We start from the raw sequence: 20,473 nt of genomic DNA on the forward strand, positions 1-20,473 counted from the left end.
ATTGCGCGTTTACCATTTACTAAAGGATTTATATTTCTCTTTAGCGAAATACATAACTATGAGAAATGAAAGGGTGAAAAGGATGAACAAAATAGGTATAACAGCAAGAGACTTATTTCACTTGAAATCAGTAACCGACCCAAAGCTATCCCCGGATGGAAGCATGGTGATTTATGTCCAAACAAGAATAGATGAAAAAACGGAAAAATACATTTCCAATCTGTATATGTTCAGCCTGATTACGAATGAAACAAAGCAATGGACGTTTGGGGACAATCGTGATACATCACCAGCCTGGTCCCCCGACGGCAAGCATATCGCCTTTATATCGGACAGATCTGGTAAAAAACAGGTCCACATTATAGGGAGCATTGGCGGGGAAGCTCGACAGCTGACCCATTTCGTGAACGGTGTATCAAAGCCTATTTGGTCTCCTTGTTCCACCAAATTGCTGCTTTCAACCGGATTAAAGGTGGGGGAAAACCTTAATACGGTCAAGGAAAATGATTTGTCCAAAGAAGTTCATAGATATGACCGGATTAAGTATAAATGGGATGGAAGAGGCTATTTTGATCAGTTATATCAGCAGCTGGTCATAGTGGAAATTTTTAAGGGAGATTCCACATTGCTAACGGAAAACCATATTGATCATCATCCGAATGCATGGTCCCCAGACGGACAGCGTATTGCATTCATAAGCGGGGATGCAGAAAGAAGTGATGATGAACTTTTTTCCGATATTTTCATCATGGAACTAGAAACGAAAGCTTTAGAGAGGATAACGGATGGCAAAGGTTTCTTTAGAGATCCGAAATGGTCTCCAAATGGCGAATATCTATCTTTCATTGGCCATAATAAAGAATTTGCCGGTGCCACCTTTTCAAATATCTGGTTATATTCCATTTTCGATCAAACGACTCAGTGTTTGACCGAAGGATGGGACGTCCAAATTGGAGATTCCGCAATTGGTGATTTCCAAATCGGAGCCGTCGACCCAGGTATCTTATGGACAAACGATAGCCAAGGCTTTTACTTTTTAATTAGCGATTATGGAAATACCGGAGTTTATTATGGTTCCATTGAAGGAGCCATGTATCCATCGATCCTTGACCCGCAGCATATATACGGCCTGACTATAGATCCCGAAAGCCATCGTGCTGTGGTGGCTATCAGTACACCTGTTCATCCCGGCGATCTCTTTGCTTATAACCTTACAAACGGCGATAAGGAACAAATCAGTTTTGTTAATGAGGATTTTTTGAAGGATAAACATTTGTCCATGGCTGAACCCATTACATTTCCATCTGTTGATGGTCTTACCATCCACGGCTGGATCATGAGACCGACCGATTTTAATAGCAATCAAAAATATCCGCTCATTTTAGAAATTCACGGCGGTCCGCATATGATGTATGCCAATACCTATGTACATGAATTCCAGACCTTGGCTAATGAAGGGTATACTGTATTGTTCACTAACCCGCGCGGGAGTGTAGGATATGGCCAAGACTTTGTAAATGCCTGCAGGGGCGATTATGGTGGCATGGATTATAAGGACTTAATGGCTGGAGTTGATCATGTTTTAGCCACGTATGATTTTATCGAGCATGAAGATTTAGGGGTAACCGGGGGAAGTTATGGAGGATTCATGACAAATTGGATCATCGGACACACCAACCGCTTCAAGGCCGCTGTGACTCAGCGTTGCATAAGTAATTGGCTAAGTTTTTATGGGGTCAGCGACATCGGCTATTATTTTACAGAGTGGGAAGTAGGCGGCGATATCGTTAACTCTGCTGAAAAATTATGGCAGCACTCTCCTTTAAAATATGTTTCCAATGTGACTACCCCTTTACTTTTACTTCACGGTGAAAAGGACTTCCGCTGTCCCATTGAACAGAGCGAGCAATTTTTTGTCGCTTTAAAACGGCAAAAAAAAGAAGCGGTGCTTGTTTCATTCCCAGATGAAACTCATGAAGTATCCCGAAGCGGATCTCCAAAAATGCGCCTGCAGCATGTTGAGGAAATCAAAGGATGGTTCAATAAACATCTTTAAAAACAAGACTGTTTTCGCATACTTTATTGATATTTACCAAGTAAAGCGGTGTGGTTGATTTCCCCTCCAGATGCTCGCTTTCCGCGGGGCGGGCGGTGAGCCTCCTCGGCGAACGCCTGTGGGGTCTCACCTGTCCCGCTGCTCCCGCAGGAGTCTCGCACTTGCGCTCCAATCAACCTTAAATCGTTTTGTTTTAAAAACAACAATCTTTACGAAAAGAGCCAAAAACAAAAACTCTGTTAGCAAAGCTAACAGAGTTTTTGTTTTTAGTGTTGAATTTGGTCTCTGTCCTCGGAAATCGAACTTAAAGCATTTCCTGCCATTGAATTTGTCTGTTGGTGTACAGCAAGATCACCTAATGCCACGACTCCCACCAGCTTGTCATTCTCAATGATTGGGAGCCTTCTGATTTGTTCGGTAGCCATTAATTCTTCAGCTTCCTCCACCGACATATCGGGCGTACCTGTTACAAGGTTCGTGGAAATGACATCAGTAATTCTAGTTGAATTCGGCTTTTTCTCGGCAACACAACGAATGACGATATCCCTGTCTGTGATGACACCAATTAAATGGTTATTCTCCAATACAGGAATGACACCAACATCATCATTCTTCATTTTGACTGCTGCTTCATATATATTATCTTCCGCCGTGCAACAATCCACGTTTGTTGTCATGATATCTCTTAATGTAGTCACGGATATCCCTCCATTTTCATAAGTTACTTGTTTATTTTTGACTTCTGTAAAGAAATTATTCATGAAACACGCACACGCTTCATTCCACATATTTCCCATGATCCGGTTTGGCTAATGAATCGAACTCCTTTGCAAGCTTTGATAAACCCATTTCCAGTTCTTGCCCTTCAACAGGATACCCGTGCCCCGTTATGGCAACAGCCGGCTTCATACTTTCCAATAACTTTACAGATTCTTTTGCAGCCTCCCAATCAGTTGTCAAATACCGCGGTGGGCCCGCAATTTCTTTCTCCTGAGTGATAACCTTGTATAGGGAATCTTGTCTGACATTCACAAAAGTATCTCCAGCAATCAAACTTCGGTCACTTTCACGGAAAAGTGAAATATGTCCTTTTGAATGGCCAGGGGTGTGAATCCATTTCCAATCGCGAAGCCCGGGAACACTTTGATCATCAGGCAATGGCTGAACTTTTTCATCAAGGTTGATTCCCTCATTCGGAAATATCCATGAAATTTTTGCGACCATCCCCCCTTCAACTGTAGGATCCGGTTCGGGGTAATTTTCCTGTCCCGTTAAATAAGGCATTTCTTTTATATGGGCATAAACAGGAGCATTCCAATACTCCATTAACTCAATCAGTGCACCAACATGATCGAAATGTCCATGTGTCAAAATAATGGCGGCAGGTGGATTTTGAGGTCCATATATTTCTTCAGCCGTTTTCTTTATTACCTCCGCTGAGCGTGGCATCCCTGCGTCTACCAATACCCATTTATCATCTTTGGGTGACCCTACAAAAATCACATTAACGATTTGGACGGACAGACAATATATATCCTCATTTATTATCTGTACATCACCACTGGAAACTGAAGTCATTGGCATCAATTTTTCATTCAAATGATTATCATCCATTTATAATCCTCCTAATTTTGAACAATCTTTTTTAAAAGGATACCCTGTACATGAAAATAAAAAACAACCTATAATTTATATAGGCTGCTTCAGACTGTAGACAAATATGAAGAAAAGTTGCAGATGATTTCAAAAATCAGCTCCCTTTCCGCCGACTGTCTGCCAAGCCTCATCAAAGCAAGCGTCTGTGGTGTCTCGGCTAGCCAGTTATTCGGCAGGAGTGTCGCAAATTTCTTCAATCCAGTGAGTTTTCAGTTCATATAAAACATAAAAAATCATGCAGTATAACCAAGTCATGGTTTAAAATCATGGTTATCATTCCTTCGCCTCAGTATACATCCCTTCGGGTAAATACTGTAAAGGATACAATTAAAGCAAGAGCCCACCAAACGAGCAAAGTAGTGACAGATGATAATAAAGTCATCCCTTCTATCGGGGGAGCCGTCCCGCTAATATAGGCGGTCAACTTCAAATTCACCATAAAGAAATATTTCGCTGATTCCCATGATGAAACCATATTGTTCAATATAGCCCCGGAAATTAATGCTGCCAGCATGATGCCCATTCCTGCAGGGGTGCTCCTCACTAAAACCGAAAGCATGAAAGAAAGGGTCCCTACAACGACCGCCACCAGCCAGACAAGTCCCAAATCCATCAATAAGAATTTCCATTGTTCAACTAACCTTACTTGACTGACATCCACATCAGCACCATGCAATTCGAATCCGGTTATTACAGGGGCCCCCCATCCTTGATACCCGAAAACGATTCCTGATAAAAGGTAAGACAATACGGCTGTCATCGCCACGATAATCGAAACCGATAATAATAATGTTACATATTTGCTCAATAAGATTTTCCAGCGCTCCACTGGCCTTGTAAGCAGTAGCTTGATCGTGCCTTGTCCATTTTCGGAGGAAACCAAATCACTGGCCACAATCATGATCAACAGCGGAATGAACAAATCAATTGCATTTTCCAAAAACATGCGTGTAAAAGTAGCTGCGCCTGGTTCTGAGGGATTGATATCATGATCGAGATAATATTGCTGCTGCTTCAGACTTACTTGCAGCTGTTCACGCCACTCATCCAGCATCCTATTCGAGCCCAACCGATTTTGAGTATCAATGATTTGCTGCTGAAGAGCTGCACGCCAATCCTCAGTTCCCAATTTCTCCCGCTGCTCTTCCACTTGTTTGTATTGGGCATATGTAAACATCAACACTAAAATTCCAACGATGATACCTATTATGATCAGCCGTTTTTTTGCCAACATCTTCATCATTTCATTTTGGACCAAGTTATTCAATGCCTGCACCTCCGACACCGGTAACTTGCAAAAACAACTCTTCCAATCCCGGGAGCTTTCGATTCATTTCATGCACCCTTACCCCTGCTTGGATAAGTGCAGCATTCCAATCGGGTGTTTTGAGTTCATCATAAGCTGTAATGATATATTTGTGATCTAAGGTAATATCGGTGAAGCTGCTTAGAATTTCCGCTCCCTTTTGAAAAGGTTCCACCCGCCAAATTATCCGCTCCTGCGTGGATAATAAGCTTTCCACTGTATCCGTTTTGATAATTTCCCCGCCTTTAATAATTGCGACCCGGTCACAAAGTTGCTGTATTTCACCTAATAAATGTGAAGAAACCAGTACACTCATACCTTCATCTTCAGCCAACTTCCTGATGAATTGTCGCATTTCACGGATTCCGGCAGGATCGAGCCCGTTAGTCGGTTCATCCAAAATTAACAGCTTAGGGCTGTTCAGCATTGCCTGCGCGATTCCTAAACGCTGTCTCATACCTAACGAATAGGTCTTCACTTTATCGTGAATTCTCGCTTGCAGACCGACGAGTTCAACAACCTCGATCAATCTTGTTTCATCTACATCAGGTAACATTCTTGCAAAGTGGATCAAATTATCCCACCCACTCAAAAATGTATATAATTCTGGATTTTCAACGATGCAGCCCATTTGCTTCATAGCCTTCGTAAATTCCTGACGAACATCATACCCGCATATATGGATGGAACCCGAGGTTGGCTTAATCAATCCGACCAACATACGGATTGTCGTCGTCTTACCTGCTCCATTCGGTCCTAAAAAGCCGAAAACCTCACCTTCATTCAACTCAAAATCTATTCCTTTAATAATTTCCCTTTTGCCAATCTTTTTTCTCAAGTCCCTAACAGACAATGTCACCTGTTTCATCGTTCCACATCCTCCCATTTTATTAAAGGAGCAACTCTATCAGCAATTAAACGATACCCCTTCTTATTAGGGTGAAAATTGTCCGAATACAAATACTCATTTACCGACAATTGAAATAAATCGAATGTTGGAACGAAAATTGCATTTTCATAATGAGCCACTACTTCAGCCGTTTCATTATTCCAGTCCCGTACGATGCGGTTTGTATCAAAGTCTTTATCCAAATCTATAAATGGGTTATACAGGCCAAGCAGCAAAATAGTGGCTGAATCATTGACTTTATTTATATCTTTAAAAATTTGATGTAAATTTCCCAAGAAATTCTTTTGTGATACGGAAGTAGCTTCCCGATCATATTCAAGCAGGGTTTGCCCTTTTTGAAATAAATCGTTACCCCCGATTGTAACTAAAATAACATCAGCTTCCTGAATTTGGCGCTTCACTTCCGGTTGTTTCACTTGTTGCACCAATTCTTTAGACACTTGTCCATTAATTCCAAGGTTATGAATGATTGGTTTTCTATTATATTGACTCTTCAAGTCTTCAACAACAAGTCCAACATAGCCTTTGCCTGTTTCATCACCTGTGCCACGTGTTAATGAATCGCCTATCGCCACTACCGTAAAATCTTCGGGAAGGTCATTTTTTATGGGGGTTTCTTCAATTACTTCCATATCGGATGTTCCTTTTCCATAATGGTCCATAATCGCCCATCCTAGGCAAAATACAAAAAACAGACCGATAAGAGCTGATACGATGGTAGTAGCCAACACTTTTGGTTTACTCAAAAATACTCACCCTTCCATTCATTCTCTATCTTCCATTAAATCATATTATTTCCAAAAACAAAAAAACGTTTACTTATGGTTAAAAATCCCATAACTTAATTGTTAACAGCATTTCTTTTATAAAGCGCACCCTTCCCCTCTTATCAATAAAAAAAGGCAGAATGGGATTCATCTATTCCCTTTCTGCCTTTTTTTATTTGCTGTTTAATCGATCCCTGACCCACCACGGTATTCCTTCTGATTTTGTCTGCTTTTTCCGGAAACATTATGCACCCACTAAAGGTGGCACTCCGGAAGGTCGTTAATGCAGCACCTAAACCTGAGTTTTGCATGCCCACTTCAATTGATTTTGATCATTGTATCTCCTTATATTAGAACGGACCACTCATCATTTTTTAATTATAACTAGGGGTTTCCCCATTACTTTTAAATTTTTCTCTAACTTCATGAGCCAAATTGTAAGCAGCATCCCGATCAGTGTGAGTAAACCATAAAATAAATAGACTGAATATATTCCTGATTTATCCAATATTATCCCGCCGCTGAAGGTACTGAACCAGTTTCCCAATCCGTTGCCAATGGCGGAATAAAGCGTTATTGCTGTAACTGTTATATGTGCAGGGACGACTTCCCTGATATATTGTAAAGCTGCTGGTATGAATAAGCCAAGTGAAAACCCTTGAATGACCGAAGTCACATATACGGTAGCCAAACTTGGTTCGGTGAAGTACAAACCCCAGCGGACCAATGAAGCCGCGCCAGCCAATAAGGTAATTGGCAGCAGGCCTATCTTATGAATCCATGTACCTGCCATTCTCATAAAGGGAATTTCCGATAATACAGCTAATAGGAATGCAATGCCAATTCCTGTATATGTTCCGCCTCTTGCCTCGACAAACAAACCATAGTATACATTATTTGCAAGATTAGGACCAAAAAGCAAGAACGTGATAGCAAGAAAGATTAGAAAACGTTTCATGGTGATCAATTCTTTCATTCCGCCGAAAAGTTTCACTTTCCCCCCAGGAGGCTCTTCGGGCAAACGAAGAGCCAGGCTAGCCGCGATCAACAGGCCAAAGAAAAAGGCATAAAATATAACGGAAGGACCCATGAAGGATTCAGATAACTTTCCCATTACAAAAACCGCCACACCGTAACCAAGTGATCCGAATAAACGGATTTTCCCATAATTCGATTTGATTTTTGTTGTATATTGAAGGGTGATGCTATCAGAAACTGGTATTATCGCACTTTGAAAGATGGCCAAAGCAATTGCGACGGATACTAAAAGGAAATAGGGCTCGAACATCAAGTAGCCTAAACCGAATACACCAGCAAGAAACGATGTCATTGCAAGTATTTTTGCTGGTCTCCCGCTCCAATCACAGACAATTCCCCAAAAAGGTTGAAAAACGATCATCACTATCGGTCCAACAGACATGATCGTACCTATTTCAATACCGGATAAACCTGCTTCATTGGCCAAATAAACGCTTAATAGCGGTGTTAAACTTCCCACTGCAAAAAAAGAAAAAAGGTAAAATACCTTCAAGTTTATAATATTGACATGCTTTTGTTTTTCCAAATCCAGTTCCCCCACGCAGACTCTTCTACAAAGTTGATGATTTTTTTCATTGCTCCCTAATAGGCATTTTAAATAGGGAGCACGATATTAAAGACTGTTCCTTTATTGACTTCGCTCTCGACAAAGACATTCCCCGAATGGCTTTCTATGATTTTAAAGCTGATCATGAGACCTAACCCGTTTCCAGATTTTTTCGTTGTGAAAAATGGTTCCCCGAGTCTCTTTAGCTGCTCTGGCGGCATCCCAATTCCTGTGTCGGTAATGGATATATGCACTTTATCCTCTTTAAGTTCAGTGATGACTTTTATGAACCCACCGTCAGGCATAGCTTCCATACCATTTTTAATGAAGTTCAATATGACTTGTTTTAACCGATTCTCATCACACCGAACGAGTATCTCTTCGTCATTACAATCCGAAATCAGCCTGATGTTCTTCTTCCTTGCTTCAAACTCCGTCAAAGATACAACGTTTTGAATGATCGACACAAGATTCTTCGTTTCCAATATCAATGCCTGTGGTTTGGCCAATTGTAAGAACTCTTCAACTATCTCATTCACACGATTGATTTCATCCATGATTATTTCTAGATATTCTTGTTTATTTTTGTCCGTTTCATCCAATTGCAAAAATTCCGTATATCCTTTCATGGATGTCAGCGGATTCCGTATTTCATGTGCCACCCCAGCTGCAAGCTGACCGACAGCGGCTAATTTATCCTGCCGATGGAGCATCTCTTCAGATTGTTTACGCTCAGTTATGTCATATCTAAGTGCCAAAAACTGAGATGGCTTTCCTTCTTCGTTGAAAAATGGAACAATGGTTGTATCGACCCAATAAAAACTGCCATCTTTGGCCTTGTTCCTAATTTCACCTTTCCAAACTTTCCGTTCATGGACGGTCTTCCACATTTGTTCAAAGAATTCCTTTGGATGGTATCCAGAATTAACCATTTTATGGGTTTGGCCTATCAATTCACCTTTCCCATAACCTGAAACCTCCGAGAACTTTTCATTCACTTCAATAATGACTCCTTTATCATCGGTTATCGCCACAATCAAGGATTGGTTTATTGCATAATGCATATCTTCCAGTTCCTTGATTGAACCCTTTAAAGCATTTTCTGCTTTTTTACGACTGGAAATATCCGAACGGATGGAAATATATTGATATGGTTTCCCCTTTTTCATAAAAGGAACGATAGTTGTATCAACCCAATAAACATTACCATCTTTAGCCCGATTGCATATTTCACCATGCCATGTTTTCCCTTGGCTGATCGTTAGCCATAAATCAGTGAAAAATTCTTTTGCATGATAACCAGAATTTATTATGGAATGGTTTTTCCCTATTAGTTCATGTTTTTCATATTGTGATATTTCCAGGAATTTTTCGTTAACATATGTAATGATTCCTTTTGCATCCGTGATGGCGACGATTGCCGATTGATCTAAAGCATAACGGATATCACTCACAGTATTATCGCTTTTTGCTAACCGACGGCCCACAATCGTACTTGAAGCTATCAAGCTGGCAAGGATGAATAATGAAACGAAGCATGTAAGATAAAGCATAAATGGCGTGAGTGGAACAAATTCAACCGGTTCATTTTTCACGTTCATCGGTAACACTCTCACAAAAAGATAATAGCCTTCAATGATTGCCCCACTCATCATGAGCGTACTGACTGGCTTTAGCGAAGATTGACTTAATTTATTAAAATAAAATAATATTGCAAGCGCTGCTACAAATAATATAAAGATACTGAAAAGCGTACTGAGAACCGACAATGGGCTAAAGTGCAAGGAGTGATTTAAAGAAGATGTTCCCATTATATAATTGGATAAAATGGCCATCGTAAACATGAAGCCGCAAAAAACGATTTGCAGGAATTGGGTTTTATACGATATGGCCAATAACCCAACCCCTGCGAGCGCTATCGCTAGAGCTAACGAAAAAATTATTGTAGAAAAGTTGGATGCTGCCATTCCTGAATTATCGAGGGTATATATGACCACAAAATTAAGCGTCCAGATTGCCACTCCCATAGAGCAGCTGCTCCCTATATATACCAGACGTTTATATCTCTCTATCGTCAGTAATGTTGTCAGTAAATCCAAAGCCGTATAACACGCCATTATTATCAATAGTACTGCAATCATAAAGAGGACAGAATTTGATGCCACAATTGATTGTTCCATTTTTTTACTTGATCACCTCTACCGTTCTATTCTCCTATATTGTAATGTAAATTCACAGGACCTCAAAGGTTTTTTATTTCCTTACTCCTATTTGATTTTTACGTAGCACCCCTTGCCTCAAGAAAATGAAGGTTTTTTCATAAATTCAATAAAATGAGAAATACTATTGTTTTGTATGGAGTAGAATATGAATACATGGTAATGACAAGCATTCACAATCCTGTTTCATCATTGCAGGGAATTATCAATAATACCAATAATTATTCAGGAATATATTAATCAAGAATGTTAATTTCTTTATTTAATTATACCTATAGGTTTATAATTAAATAGAACCTATATAGAGAGAAGGAGTGGGGGTCATGATTATGTCAGACCTGGCAGGTGCAAGTACAACAGAAATTATGCAAAAGAAGACCCAGCATAAAAAATTAACACTTAGACAAATTTTACAGAGAGGTCTATTAATTACGATCGGTGCGGTTTTAATGGCTGTCGGCCTCGAGATTTTTTTAGTGCCGAATAACGTAATCGACGGGGGCATAACGGGTATTTCGATTATGTTATCTTACATCACTGGATGGAAGCTTGGAATCTTTCTTTTCATTTTGAATCTTCCTTTCTTTTTTATCGGTTATAAACAAATCGGAAAAACCTTCGCATTATCTACCCTTTATGGAATTTTAGTCCTTTCCATTACCACTACATTGCTTCATCATGTACCAGCTTTCACTCAAGATATCCTCCTAGCGTCCGCTTTCGGCGGAATGATTCTTGGAATTGGTGTTGGAATGGTCATACGATATGGCGGCTCATTGGATGGTACAGAAATACTTGCTATTCTCGCTAGCAAGAAACTCCCTTTTTCCGTTGGGGAAATCGTCATGTTCTTTAATTTATTCATCCTTGGCAGTGCGGGCTTCGTATTCTCGTGGGATCGTGCCATGTATTCGATCATAGCTTACTTCGTGGCATATAAAACGATGGATATTGTCATCGCAGGTTTGGACGAATCCAAATTTGTTTGGATTATCAGTGATGAATTTAATGATATCGGCGATGCGATAATGAATCGTCTTGGACGGGGCGTAACCTTTTTAGCTGGCGAAGGAGCTTATTCTGGTGATGATAAAAAAGTCATCTTTTGTGTAATAAACAGGCTTGAGGAAGCAAAACTTAAAGAGATAGTCAAAAGCTTCGATCCATCTGCATTTCTTGCCGTAGGGGATATCGCGGAAGTTCGAGGCGGTCGGTTCAAGAAAAAGGATATTCACTAAACTCAACTGCTTTTTGCTTCATCCAATTGGCAAAAAGATAAAAAAAGCTGAAGGGAGAATCCCCTTCAGCTTTTTTTATCTAGACTTAATAGTTTCTTGGATTGTTGATTGCTTGAAGCATTCTGGTGCCGGGTTTCATCTCGCTGCTACATAACGGACAAACATGTTCATCATTACTTGTAAAGTTATCGCGAATCCAACCTTTGCAATCTTCTGATGTACATTCCCACACCTTTGTTTCTTCAGGAATGATTTCTTCCGTATTATTTCTTCTATACATATATCTCACTCCTTAGAATTGAATTGACTCCGTCCTGCATAACAGATCACAAGCCATAAAGATAAAAGAAAGAATAGATGGCGTTTAATCTAAATTGTGAGTAAATAACCATTCGCAAATCTAAGTATGATCATTGTTCTTTTCAAACAAACTTTTGAATGGTAAGAACTTGAGATTACGACATGAATTTTTCATATCTCAGTAACCATTATATCATATATATGCTTTACATATTTGAAGAAAGATTCTAAAAAAAGAAATGATTCCCCAAAATGAAACACAGTCCCTGACTTACCCTTCAAGATAACCGAGACTGCGCTGTTTAAGAATCCATTCCATATGGTTCTTCCTGCTCGTTCAATGAACATTTCAATGCGAATCGAGCATGAGAGTAATTTTTAATGCCAAAACCTAAAACAATGAAAGCCCTGCCTCTCTCCCATCCATACGGTTCCTAGACCGTGCCTGCGAGAATCAGATAAAAGCTTGTAAGTACATGTTTATTAATTAAAACCGTCCGTAATTCCAATTGGGTAGATTAAATTCCAAAAGACAAATGGTACATAGAAGTAAGTTAATGAAGAACAGAAATGGATCGAGGAAAATAATTACATGTAGTTCTTTTTTCAAGATGTGTTTAACTTGTTTCTACTTCATCATGAAAATGATGAAAAATTATTTTATTAATAAAAATGTTACTTTAAATTACCCTCCAGTGTTTTCTTTTCATAACACTGAAAATTAACTATACCATAAATATTTTTGTATGTAAAGCCTTAATCCAAAACGAAATCACTCCGTCATACTTCTTTCTTAAAATAAAAAATAAAGAGGCTATGATTCACCTCTTTTATTTAAACGCATTATACTCATTTTCAATTTTTGGAAGTTCCCTGACTTCCTCAACTAATTGACTTCCGCACATTGGGCAATCATAGTTTTCCGAGGCAAAATCTTTTCTCATCCAACCATTGCAATCTGCTGATCCACAAGCATATACTATCGTATCTTCCATAACGATTTCTGGTTCCTCTGAATTCTTTTTACCAAAATACATGAGCAACCTCCTCTTTTTTATATAAAGACTCTGATTAAAGGCGCAAGATTTCTCCTTTTTATCATTCCTAGTATACGCATTAAACTAAATTCTTATTTATTCAATGAAGAAATTATCCAAAAAACCTTAACACCTTTCGTTTTCCAACCCTGCTTTAACCAAGATCGCTTTAATCATGAAGTAGGAAATATGCTCAGGCAGGGCTTCTTTTAGTGGTTTCAATTTTTCAGAATCCAATTGTTTCGCAGTTTCCAAAACAAGATCAAACTCTTTATCCGAGAAAATCTCTTCCCATTTGATATCCAGGTGTTCTTCTGCACACTTTAATAAATGATTTTCAATTGAAACGGAAGACAGCCCTCTCAATGTCCCTATTTCCTTGATTGATTTACCTTCCCGATATAAGCGATAGCTTTCTAAATGAGATTGTTTAGTAGCTCGCTTTACCGTTTCCTTTGTAACCATATTATTCGTTTCTAATTCAGGATGTGCCTGTACATACTGGGAAATCCCTTGTAAGAACACGGATCCGAAGCGTTCAAATTTCTGCATTCCTACGCCTTTAACTTCCAGGAATTCCTCTTCCGTCCTCGGGAGTTTGACGGCCATATCCTTCAAAGATGCATCGGAAAAAATAATGAATGGAGGTACATTTTCCTTACTTGCCAATTCTTTTCTTACCTGTCTTAACTCTTCGAACAACCCATGATCCGCACTGATGCTGCTTACTTTTTTTATTTCCTTACGCAGGACTTTTTTCTGTCCCAGTAGCACTTCCCTGCCAGCATTGGTAACCTTAAGGACCGGAAACTGGCCGCCCGTCATTTCGATGTACTGTTTTGCTGTCAGGAAATCAATGAAATCACCTACATCCTTCGCAGATTGATCATTGATGATACCATAGGTTGAAAGGTTCTGGAATCCGAACTCTTCCATTTTCTTATTGCGTGATCCCGTAAGCACTTGTGAAATCATCGTTTTACCAAATCGTTCACCCATTCGCAACATGCATGAAAGGACCATCTGTGCTTGTGTAGTTACTTCAATAGATTCACGTTTATCTGTACAATTTTCGCAATGACCGCAATCTTCCGGGTTTTCTTCTCCAAAGTATTGAAGGATGAACGCTTGCAAGCACCCTTCGGTAAAACAATAATCCTTCATTTTGTTCAATTTCTTCAATTCCTGGGACTGCCACTCCTGCGAGGGATTTGATTGATCAATCAAGAAACGCTGTATCTGCATATCCTGAGGGGAATATAAGAGGATACATTCACTATCCAAACCGTCCCTCCCTGCACGTCCCGCTTCCTGATAATAACTCTCCATGTTCTTTGGAGTTTGGTAATGGATGACGTATCTAACATTCGACTTATCGATCCCCATCCCAAAGGCGGATGTTGCCACCATCAAGGGAACGTCATCACGAATGAATTGGTCTTGCTGTTCCGACCGGTCTTGTTCATTCATGCCAGCATGGTATCGCCCTGTTTTGAATCCGGCTTTAATAAGCTTGGCATACAAGGTATCGACTTCTTTCCTAGTGGCTGCATATATGATGCCCGATTCACTTTTGTTTTTTTCTAAATAGCGCATTAAAAACCGTCCGCGATTTTCTTCTTTCACAACGGAAAAGAACAGGTTATCTCGAGAAAATCCCGTTGATACTGTATGCTGCACTGATATTCCTAGTGACTGACATATATCATCGGTCACATGCGGTGTGGCTGTTGCCGTTAATGCCAGTACAGTCGGAGCTGATGGCATGTTTTTCAATAAGGTCTTGATTTTTAAATAACTTGGTCTGAAGTCATGTCCCCATTGAGATATACAGTGGGCCTCATCGATGGCAACCAATGAAATTTCCACATTAAATAGATCCTGTTGAAATGCAGGATTCTCCAAACGTTCGGGTGCAACATAAACCAGCTTATATCTACCGTGCTTAATATCATTCATTCTATTGGATGATTCTAACCCAGAAATGGAGCTATTAAGAAATGTGGCATCAATCCCATTTTGTTCGAGGGCATCTACTTGGTCCTTCATCAAGGAAATAAGTGGGGATATCACGAGTGTTACACCTGGTAACAGAAGGGCTGGAATTTGGTAACATATTGATTTACCTCCGCCGGTTGGCATGATTCCCGCTGTGTTTATTCCTTCCAAAACCTGTTCGATAATTTGTTCCTGACCTTTTCGGAAAGATTCATAACCAAAGTATTCCTGTAAATAATCACGTGCTTTTTCCATCAATTTACTACTCCTCCAATTTTCCTTGTTAGGATTTATAAGGATCTATTTCTTTCATTGTACCTGCTTTTCCCGTGAACCAAAAGGACAAAAAAAGCAGACACATTATGTCTGTGTCTGCTTTTTTCAATATATGAACATGTTTTGTATGGTTTAATTAATTCAGGATTTGAACTTTGACGTTTTTAACGCCCCAATTCACGGCATCTTTTTCGTTAGGTACAAAAATGTCCACTCTATTCCCTTTGATGGCACTGCCTGTATCCGCTGCGGTCGCGTAGCCATAACCCTCTACATAAACTTTAGATCCAAGCGGAATGACTGATGGGTCCACTGATATCACCTTTGCATCAGGATTCGCTTTCAAGTTGACTCCTGTGGCTGTAGTACCGCTGCAGCCTTGACAATCAGCCGTATAGGCAGTTGCTCTAACAGTGATTTCTTTTTCGATTCCTGCTTGATCGCTGGATTCATTGTTTGTGTCTGCTTTTTCTGATGATTCTGCTGGTTCCGATTGTTCAACCGGCTTTGTTTGTTCTGCTGGTTTCGATTGTTCCACTGGCTTTGATTGTTCTGCTGGTGCAGCTTGCTCTGATTCCTGTGCAGGCCCTACACTCGCAGCTTCGACTTTATTAGCTGCAGGTTTAATGACCAGTTTCTGACCAGGGTGGATTGTATCTGAATTTAAACCGTTCCAAGATTTAATATCATTTACCGCTACATCATATTTGTCTGCAATTTCCGATAATGTGTCCCCTGACTTTACTTTATGATGCTCTTCTTGAGAAATATGTATGGTTTCTCCGGCATATATCACGTCTGAAGACAAATTGTTCCAAGACTTAACATCTTCTATTGATACTTTATATGTTTGAGATATCCCCCATAATGTGTCTCCATCTTTCACTTTGACATCTTCTGCTTGTACCGGAATTGTAAATGCACCGGATATTGCAGCCGCTGCCGCTAACGATAAGATTGATTTTTTCATATGTTTGTTACCTCCTTGTGAGCTGCTTTATAAGCTACGAGTTAAATCTTAACATAGTTTTTTTCTATACAAAGAACAAACAGATAAAGAATAGATGACAAACATCACAACAAGATAACGAGACTATAACAAGATTTTATAATATTCTGAAAAACATCATTTTCCAGATAATTTCCTTTCCGGGCCAGAGAAGTCATATTATGCATTATCCAGGCATAAAAATTAAAGGCCATATCTTTACAAAGGAGGTATTTTTTGTGACCCGCGAAAAGACTTTTACCTTAGTTAAGTCATATAAACCTTTCCATAGTAAATTCGATCCTTGTCCGCCTATTGGGAGAAAGTATTACAGGACACCTCCTAATTTGTATATTAATTTTCAACCGCCTAATATGGAGCAGTTCACACCGGAAGAAGCTTTGAAATACGGTACACTTTGGAAATTCTTTTATGATTTTTATGATAATCCATATCGGGAAAGGGAGACGTAAATGAATAAGAAACTGGATGATGAATATTATCAGTTGCTTGAACAAATACAGGCTGCCGATTTCGTACTTGTCGAGTTGACCCTTTATTTGGATACACATCCTAACGACCAGCAGGCTTTACAGCAATTTAATCAATTTCATGAATATTCCAAACAACTGAAATCGGTTTTTGAGCCTAAATATGGTCCATTATTGGGATTTGGAAACAGTCCAGGCGGTGAAAATAAATGGGAATGGGGCCAAGGCCCTTGGCCATGGCAGGTATAAGGAGAGATGAGCTATGTGGGTTTATGAAAAGAAGCTGCAATATCCAGTTAAAGTAAGAGATTGCAATCCTCGATTGGCTAAATTTTTAATAGAACAATACGGGGGTGCTGATGGTGAGTTGGCTGCAGCACTCCGATACTTAAATCAACGATATACAATTCCGGATAAAGTGATTGGCCTGCTTACGGATATCGGAACGGAAGAATTCGCTCATCTAGAAATGATTGCCACAATGATTTATAAACTTACAAAAGATGCCACACCACAGCAGATGGCAGCCGCCGGGCTAGGGGACCACTATGTTAATCATGATAGTGCCCTTTATTATCATGACGCAGCGGGGAACCCGTGGACTGCCACTTATATCCAAGCCAAAGGAGACCCCATTGCGGATTTATATGAAGATATCGCCGCTGAAGAAAAGGCCAGAGCAACCTACCAGTGGTTGATTGACATCTCGGATGATCCTGATATCAATGATTCACTCAGGTTTTTACGTGAAAGGGAAATTATCCATTCGATGAGGTTCAGGGAAGCTGTGGAGATTTTAAAAGAAGAAAAAGGTAAAAAGAAGTTCTTTTAATGAAATTCACATAAAAAAAGGCAGCGGAGAAAATCCGCTGCTTTTTCATTTACGGTCTGAAGAATATGTCCATCCATCTTCCTGGTAAATCTTTTCTTCTTTCATCAGTTTGCCGAGAGCACGCTTGAACGCTCCCTTGCTCAAACCGAAGTGAAACTTAATATCATCAGGTGGCGTTTTGTCACCATAAGGCATTGCACCGCCGCGATTCATTAAATAATTGAAAATGACATCAGCATCTTCCCCCATTAAATCTTGTTTAAAAGGGATTAATGAAACGTTAAGCGTTCCATCTTCTTTACTATCAATGACGCGCCCTTCAACTAATTCACCAAGACGGGGCTCCTCCTTACGTTCACTTTCGTGAATGAAACAGCGGTACCCTTCTTGTGAAATAAAGAAAGACCCAACCATAAGTAAACGATAGACATTTCCTTTAACACTGGTGTTACGGACTCCTTTTAAAGGAGCTTTCACTGCAATCTCCTGAATTACATCTTCCGTTGCAAGGTTACCAAACAGGCGATCATGACGATCTGTCTTCAGGGATACATATAAACGATCACCAACCTCAGGCCATAAGCGATCTATATTCGGAAGGTCATCCAGGGATACAAGAATATCTTTGGAAAGACCGATGTCCACAAAAACACCCAGTTTTCTTTTCACATTGACAACTTCTGCCCAGCCATATCGATCAATCTGAATTTCGGGTATCTTCATTGTCGCTGTTAGCCTTGCTTGTTTGTCATGATAGATGAACACAGTTACTTCATCGCCAATCTCAAGTTCCGTTCCTTCATTCATTTCATTATGATGAAGTAAGACATCTTCTGAACCGTCCGTTAAAAACCATCCGAAATCAGCCTTACGTTCCACTTCTAACTCTACAGCCATGCCGGCCTGAATTTTTTGCATGAATAAAAATCCTCCTGTAACTTACCTTTACCTACAATTGTACCCAATTATTTATTTTTCCAACATATTTGAATTTATCATTTTTTTGTTGTTCTGTATACCTATTACGGTTTTTTATTTTTTACCCCTTATTTTCTTCATGGAATGCCTGAGGGATGAGAATCTGCCCTTGTTTACCGTTACTTAACGAGGTACGCATGCATCACTTGGATAATTGGCTAGGTTTATAAGGTTTAACTAAATAATCTTTGGCCCCCAATGAAATTCCCTTCTCCCTTTCGTCAAGTGCGGCCGATACAAAAACGGGAATCCCCTTCAAGTCAGCAGATCTTTTCAATTCCCTCAGGATCATCCAGCCGTCCATCTCTCCCTCTTCAAGAAGGATATCCAGTACAATGGCATCCAGGGGTGAGGTTTTTAGCATTTGAAATGCCTTTCTACCACTTTTGAAAAAGCTGACGTGGAAGCCACTGTCCATCAATTCATATTTTAGCAGTTCCGCCAAGAATAATTTATTTTAATTTGTCATAAAGTTTACTTATTTACCTGGCTTACCTTGTCAGGTATTTCGGTGATATAATTTAATGATCAACAGAAAGGAAAAAGAAATCATTCATGACAAAAAAATTGTATTACACATCCACCAAAACTTCCCAATGGGATACCAAAATTCAGGAGAGCTTTGAAGAAGATGGATATTACTACATCACTCTTGAAGAAACCGCTTTTTATCCCGAAGGGGGCGGTCAGCCTGCAGATACTGGTATAATAGAAGGAATTACCGTTCTTGACGTTCAAAAAGGCAATGATGGAAAGATTCTGCATAAGACGGAGAAAAGGCCAGATTCAGAAATCGTTCACTGTGAACTTGATTGGTCCCGCCGCTTCGATCATATGCAACAGCATAGCGGCCAGCATTTACTCTCTGCTGTCTGCAGGGAACTGTTCGACTCTAATACGGTCAGCTTTCACCTTGGAAAAGAATATTTAACGATCGATTTAATGTCAGGATTTCAATGGACTGAAGTACATACGGCTGCTGCTGAAAAGCTAGTTAATCAATATATCATCGAGAATCGCGAAATACTTATCTATTACGTGACAAACGAGCAATTACAGACACTTCCTGTCGTCAAAATACCTAAAGTTTCAGAGAATATCCGTATTGTTGAGATTGAAGGGGTTGAATATAACCCCTGCGGCGGAACTCATGTAGGGCGTACTGGTGAGATTGGCTTAATAAAGATTTTCAAAACGGAAAAGCAGAAAGAACATACCCGTCTCTATTTTAAGTGTGGCTTCAGGGCATTGAACGATTATTCCGAAAGTCTAGGAATTCTTTCAGCATTATCTAATAAGTTCAATACCGGACGTACAGAGATTCTGAATAGGGTGGAGAAACTGGAGAATGACTATAAGCTGCTGCTATCGGCAAATGAAAACTTAAAACTTGAAAATGCAAACTTTCTTGCTGACTCCCTGCTTGCAGAAAATGCAGGGGGATTCATCTCTCATATTTTCGAAGATAGCTCAATGAAAGATCTGCTTTACCTTGCAGGTACGATCGTAAAAAAGGAAAAGGTTACCGTATTATTAGCATCAAGTAAGGAGCAAAAGGTCATCCTTTCGCACAGTGGGGCCACCCCCTTTCATTGCGGACAATATTTCAGGGCTGAACTCGGTTCGTATAATGGGAAAGGCGGAGGGAACGAACAGACTGCACAAGCAGGTTTTGCGTCACAAAATGACTTAATTGCATTTTACCAATACACAGTTGAAAAATTAGGCCATAATCCTGGTATATAAAATCTTTGCGCAGTGGTTGAAGCCATTCGTGATGAACACGGAATTCATGACTTCCCAGAATGAGAAAAGAGAGGACAAATTTATGTCCTC

The 20,473-nt window shown here is 39.8% G+C and carries 20 protein-coding genes; 6 read left to right on the forward strand and 14 right to left on the reverse strand.

Features of this window, described 5'->3' with window-relative positions:
• Positions 1 to 82: 82 nt before the first annotated feature.
• On the forward strand, positions 83 to 2,056 hold the full coding sequence (locus QNH43_RS15410; protein WP_283914809.1) for a S9 family peptidase: 1,974 nt from the start codon (positions 83 to 85) through the stop codon (positions 2,054 to 2,056).
• Between the two features lie 266 nt (positions 2,057 to 2,322).
• Here QNH43_RS15410 and QNH43_RS15415 read toward each other — a convergent pair whose 3' ends face one another.
• The 8 genes from QNH43_RS15415 to QNH43_RS15450 form a co-directional block, all read right to left on the reverse strand.
• On the reverse strand, positions 2,323 to 2,754 hold the full coding sequence (locus QNH43_RS15415) for a CBS domain-containing protein (protein WP_283914810.1): 432 nt from the start codon (positions 2,752 to 2,754) through the stop codon (positions 2,323 to 2,325).
• 79 nt (positions 2,755 to 2,833) lie between these two features.
• On the reverse strand, positions 2,834 to 3,670 hold the full coding sequence (locus QNH43_RS15420; protein ID WP_283914811.1) for an MBL fold metallo-hydrolase: 837 nt from the start codon (positions 3,668 to 3,670) through the stop codon (positions 2,834 to 2,836).
• A gap of 89 nt (positions 3,671 to 3,759) precedes the next feature.
• Positions 3,760 to 3,909 carry a hypothetical protein gene (locus QNH43_RS15425; RefSeq protein WP_283914812.1) on the reverse strand — a complete coding sequence of 50 codons (150 nt, stop codon included), beginning with the start codon at positions 3,907 to 3,909 and terminating at the stop codon, positions 3,760 to 3,762.
• Between the two features lie 89 nt (positions 3,910 to 3,998).
• Positions 3,999 to 4,979 (reverse strand): ABC transporter permease, encoded by a 981-nt coding sequence (locus tag QNH43_RS15430; RefSeq protein ID WP_283914813.1) that lies wholly within the window; start codon positions 4,977 to 4,979, stop codon positions 3,999 to 4,001.
• Positions 4,972 to 5,886: an ABC transporter ATP-binding protein gene (locus QNH43_RS15435; RefSeq protein WP_283914814.1), complete on the reverse strand. Its 915-nt coding sequence runs from the start codon at positions 5,884 to 5,886 to the stop codon at positions 4,972 to 4,974. The genes QNH43_RS15430 and QNH43_RS15435 overlap by 8 nt, the downstream gene beginning before the upstream one ends.
• Positions 5,883 to 6,674: an SGNH/GDSL hydrolase family protein gene (locus QNH43_RS15440; RefSeq protein WP_283914815.1), complete on the reverse strand. Its 792-nt coding sequence runs from the start codon at positions 6,672 to 6,674 to the stop codon at positions 5,883 to 5,885. Before QNH43_RS15440 ends, QNH43_RS15435 begins: the two co-directional genes overlap by 4 nt.
• Before the next feature lie 388 nt (positions 6,675 to 7,062).
• A complete protein-coding gene (locus QNH43_RS15445) occupies positions 7,063 to 8,259 on the reverse strand; it encodes an MFS transporter (RefSeq protein ID WP_434060121.1) in 1,197 nt (398 codons plus the stop codon).
• 68 nt (positions 8,260 to 8,327) lie between these two features.
• Positions 8,328 to 10,460, reverse strand: a complete 2,133-nt coding sequence (locus QNH43_RS15450) for a PAS domain S-box protein (RefSeq protein ID WP_283914816.1) — start codon at positions 10,458 to 10,460, stop codon at positions 8,328 to 8,330.
• A 362-nt stretch (positions 10,461 to 10,822) separates the two neighbouring features.
• On the opposite strand from QNH43_RS15450, the gene QNH43_RS15455 reads away from it, so the two are divergent.
• Complete coding sequence (locus tag QNH43_RS15455) at positions 10,823 to 11,737, forward strand: YitT family protein (RefSeq protein WP_260320902.1); 915 nt, start codon at positions 10,823 to 10,825, stop codon at positions 11,735 to 11,737.
• 85 nt (positions 11,738 to 11,822) lie between these two features.
• Here QNH43_RS15455 and QNH43_RS15460 read toward each other — a convergent pair whose 3' ends face one another.
• The 4 genes from QNH43_RS15460 to QNH43_RS15475 all read right to left on the reverse strand — a co-directional run bounded on the left by QNH43_RS15460 (position 11,823) and on the right by QNH43_RS15475 (position 16,318).
• Positions 11,823 to 12,017, reverse strand: coding sequence for a cold-shock protein (locus tag QNH43_RS15460; RefSeq protein WP_034307294.1), 195 nt, complete (start codon positions 12,015 to 12,017; stop codon positions 11,823 to 11,825).
• Positions 12,018 to 12,867: 850 nt separating this feature from the next.
• Positions 12,868 to 13,074 carry a cold-inducible protein YdjO-related protein gene (locus tag QNH43_RS15465; RefSeq protein WP_061463486.1) on the reverse strand — a complete coding sequence of 69 codons (207 nt, stop codon included), beginning with the start codon at positions 13,072 to 13,074 and terminating at the stop codon, positions 12,868 to 12,870.
• 126 nt (positions 13,075 to 13,200) lie between these two features.
• Positions 13,201 to 15,330 carry a DNA helicase RecQ gene (gene recQ / locus QNH43_RS15470; protein WP_283914817.1) on the reverse strand — a complete coding sequence of 710 codons (2,130 nt, stop codon included), beginning with the start codon at positions 15,328 to 15,330 and terminating at the stop codon, positions 13,201 to 13,203.
• 154 nt (positions 15,331 to 15,484) lie between these two features.
• Positions 15,485 to 16,318: a 3D domain-containing protein gene (locus QNH43_RS15475; RefSeq protein ID WP_283914818.1), complete on the reverse strand. Its 834-nt coding sequence runs from the start codon at positions 16,316 to 16,318 to the stop codon at positions 15,485 to 15,487.
• 257 nt (positions 16,319 to 16,575) lie between these two features.
• Between QNH43_RS15475 and QNH43_RS15480 the strand changes: the two genes are divergently transcribed.
• From QNH43_RS15480 to QNH43_RS15490, 3 genes are read left to right on the forward strand one after another with little or no spacing between them, the layout of a single operon-like run.
• On the forward strand, positions 16,576 to 16,809 hold the full coding sequence (locus QNH43_RS15480; protein WP_048679115.1) for a spore coat associated protein CotJA: 234 nt from the start codon (positions 16,576 to 16,578) through the stop codon (positions 16,807 to 16,809).
• Positions 16,810 to 17,076, forward strand: coding sequence for a spore coat protein CotJB (locus QNH43_RS15485; protein ID WP_063234474.1), 267 nt, complete (start codon positions 16,810 to 16,812; stop codon positions 17,074 to 17,076).
• Positions 17,077 to 17,089: 13 nt separating this feature from the next.
• Positions 17,090 to 17,659: a manganese catalase family protein gene (locus QNH43_RS15490; protein WP_283914819.1), complete on the forward strand. Its 570-nt coding sequence runs from the start codon at positions 17,090 to 17,092 to the stop codon at positions 17,657 to 17,659.
• 45 nt (positions 17,660 to 17,704) lie between these two features.
• On the opposite strand, the gene QNH43_RS15495 is transcribed toward QNH43_RS15490, so the two are convergent.
• Together QNH43_RS15495 and QNH43_RS15500 are read right to left on the reverse strand one after the other, a co-directional pair.
• The gene (locus QNH43_RS15495) at positions 17,705 to 18,577 is read right to left on the reverse strand and encodes a CvfB family protein (protein WP_283914820.1); all 873 of its coding nucleotides are present in this window, start codon (positions 18,575 to 18,577) and stop codon (positions 17,705 to 17,707) included.
• Between the two features lie 202 nt (positions 18,578 to 18,779).
• Complete coding sequence (locus QNH43_RS15500) at positions 18,780 to 19,082, reverse strand: response regulator transcription factor (protein ID WP_283914821.1); 303 nt, start codon at positions 19,080 to 19,082, stop codon at positions 18,780 to 18,782.
• A 110-nt stretch (positions 19,083 to 19,192) separates the two neighbouring features.
• Between QNH43_RS15500 and QNH43_RS15505 the strand changes: the two genes are divergently transcribed.
• Entirely contained in the window at positions 19,193 to 20,383 is a 1,191-nt protein-coding gene (locus QNH43_RS15505; RefSeq protein ID WP_283914822.1) for an alanine--tRNA ligase-related protein, read from the forward strand.
• Positions 20,384 to 20,473 lie beyond the last annotated feature (90 nt).

It is taken from the genome of Peribacillus simplex, from assembly GCF_030123325.1.
GTDB classification, from domain to species: Bacteria; Bacillota; Bacilli; order Bacillales; family DSM-1321; genus Peribacillus; species Peribacillus simplex_D.

Bases quoted from the DNA above. Each gene is read 5' to 3' on its own strand.
- QNH43_RS15410 (WP_283914809.1), top strand. From the start codon at position 83: ATGAACAAAATAGGTATAACAGCAAGAGACTTATTTCACTTGAAATCA.
- QNH43_RS15420 (WP_283914811.1), bottom strand. From the start codon at position 3,670: ATGGATGATAATCATTTGAATGAAAAATTGATGCCAATGACTTCAGTT.
- QNH43_RS15435 (WP_283914814.1), bottom strand. From the start codon at position 5,886: ATGAAACAGGTGACATTGTCTGTTAGGGACTTGAGAAAAAAGATTGGC.
- QNH43_RS15450 (WP_283914816.1), bottom strand. From the start codon at position 10,460: ATGGAACAATCAATTGTGGCATCAAATTCTGTCCTCTTTATGATTGCA.
- QNH43_RS15455 (WP_260320902.1), top strand. From the start codon at position 10,823: ATGATTATGTCAGACCTGGCAGGTGCAAGTACAACAGAAATTATGCAA.
- QNH43_RS15460 (WP_034307294.1), bottom strand. From the start codon at position 12,017: ATGTATAGAAGAAATAATACGGAAGAAATCATTCCTGAAGAAACAAAG.
- QNH43_RS15465 (WP_061463486.1), bottom strand. From the start codon at position 13,074: ATGTATTTTGGTAAAAAGAATTCAGAGGAACCAGAAATCGTTATGGAA.
- QNH43_RS15475 (WP_283914818.1), bottom strand. From the start codon at position 16,318: ATGAAAAAATCAATCTTATCGTTAGCGGCAGCGGCTGCAATATCCGGT.
- QNH43_RS15485 (WP_063234474.1), top strand. From the start codon at position 16,810: ATGAATAAGAAACTGGATGATGAATATTATCAGTTGCTTGAACAAATA.
- QNH43_RS15490 (WP_283914819.1), top strand. From the start codon at position 17,090: ATGTGGGTTTATGAAAAGAAGCTGCAATATCCAGTTAAAGTAAGAGAT.
- QNH43_RS15495 (WP_283914820.1), bottom strand. From the start codon at position 18,577: ATGCAAAAAATTCAGGCCGGCATGGCTGTAGAGTTAGAAGTGGAACGT.
- QNH43_RS15505 (WP_283914822.1), top strand. From the start codon at position 19,193: ATGACAAAAAAATTGTATTACACATCCACCAAAACTTCCCAATGGGAT.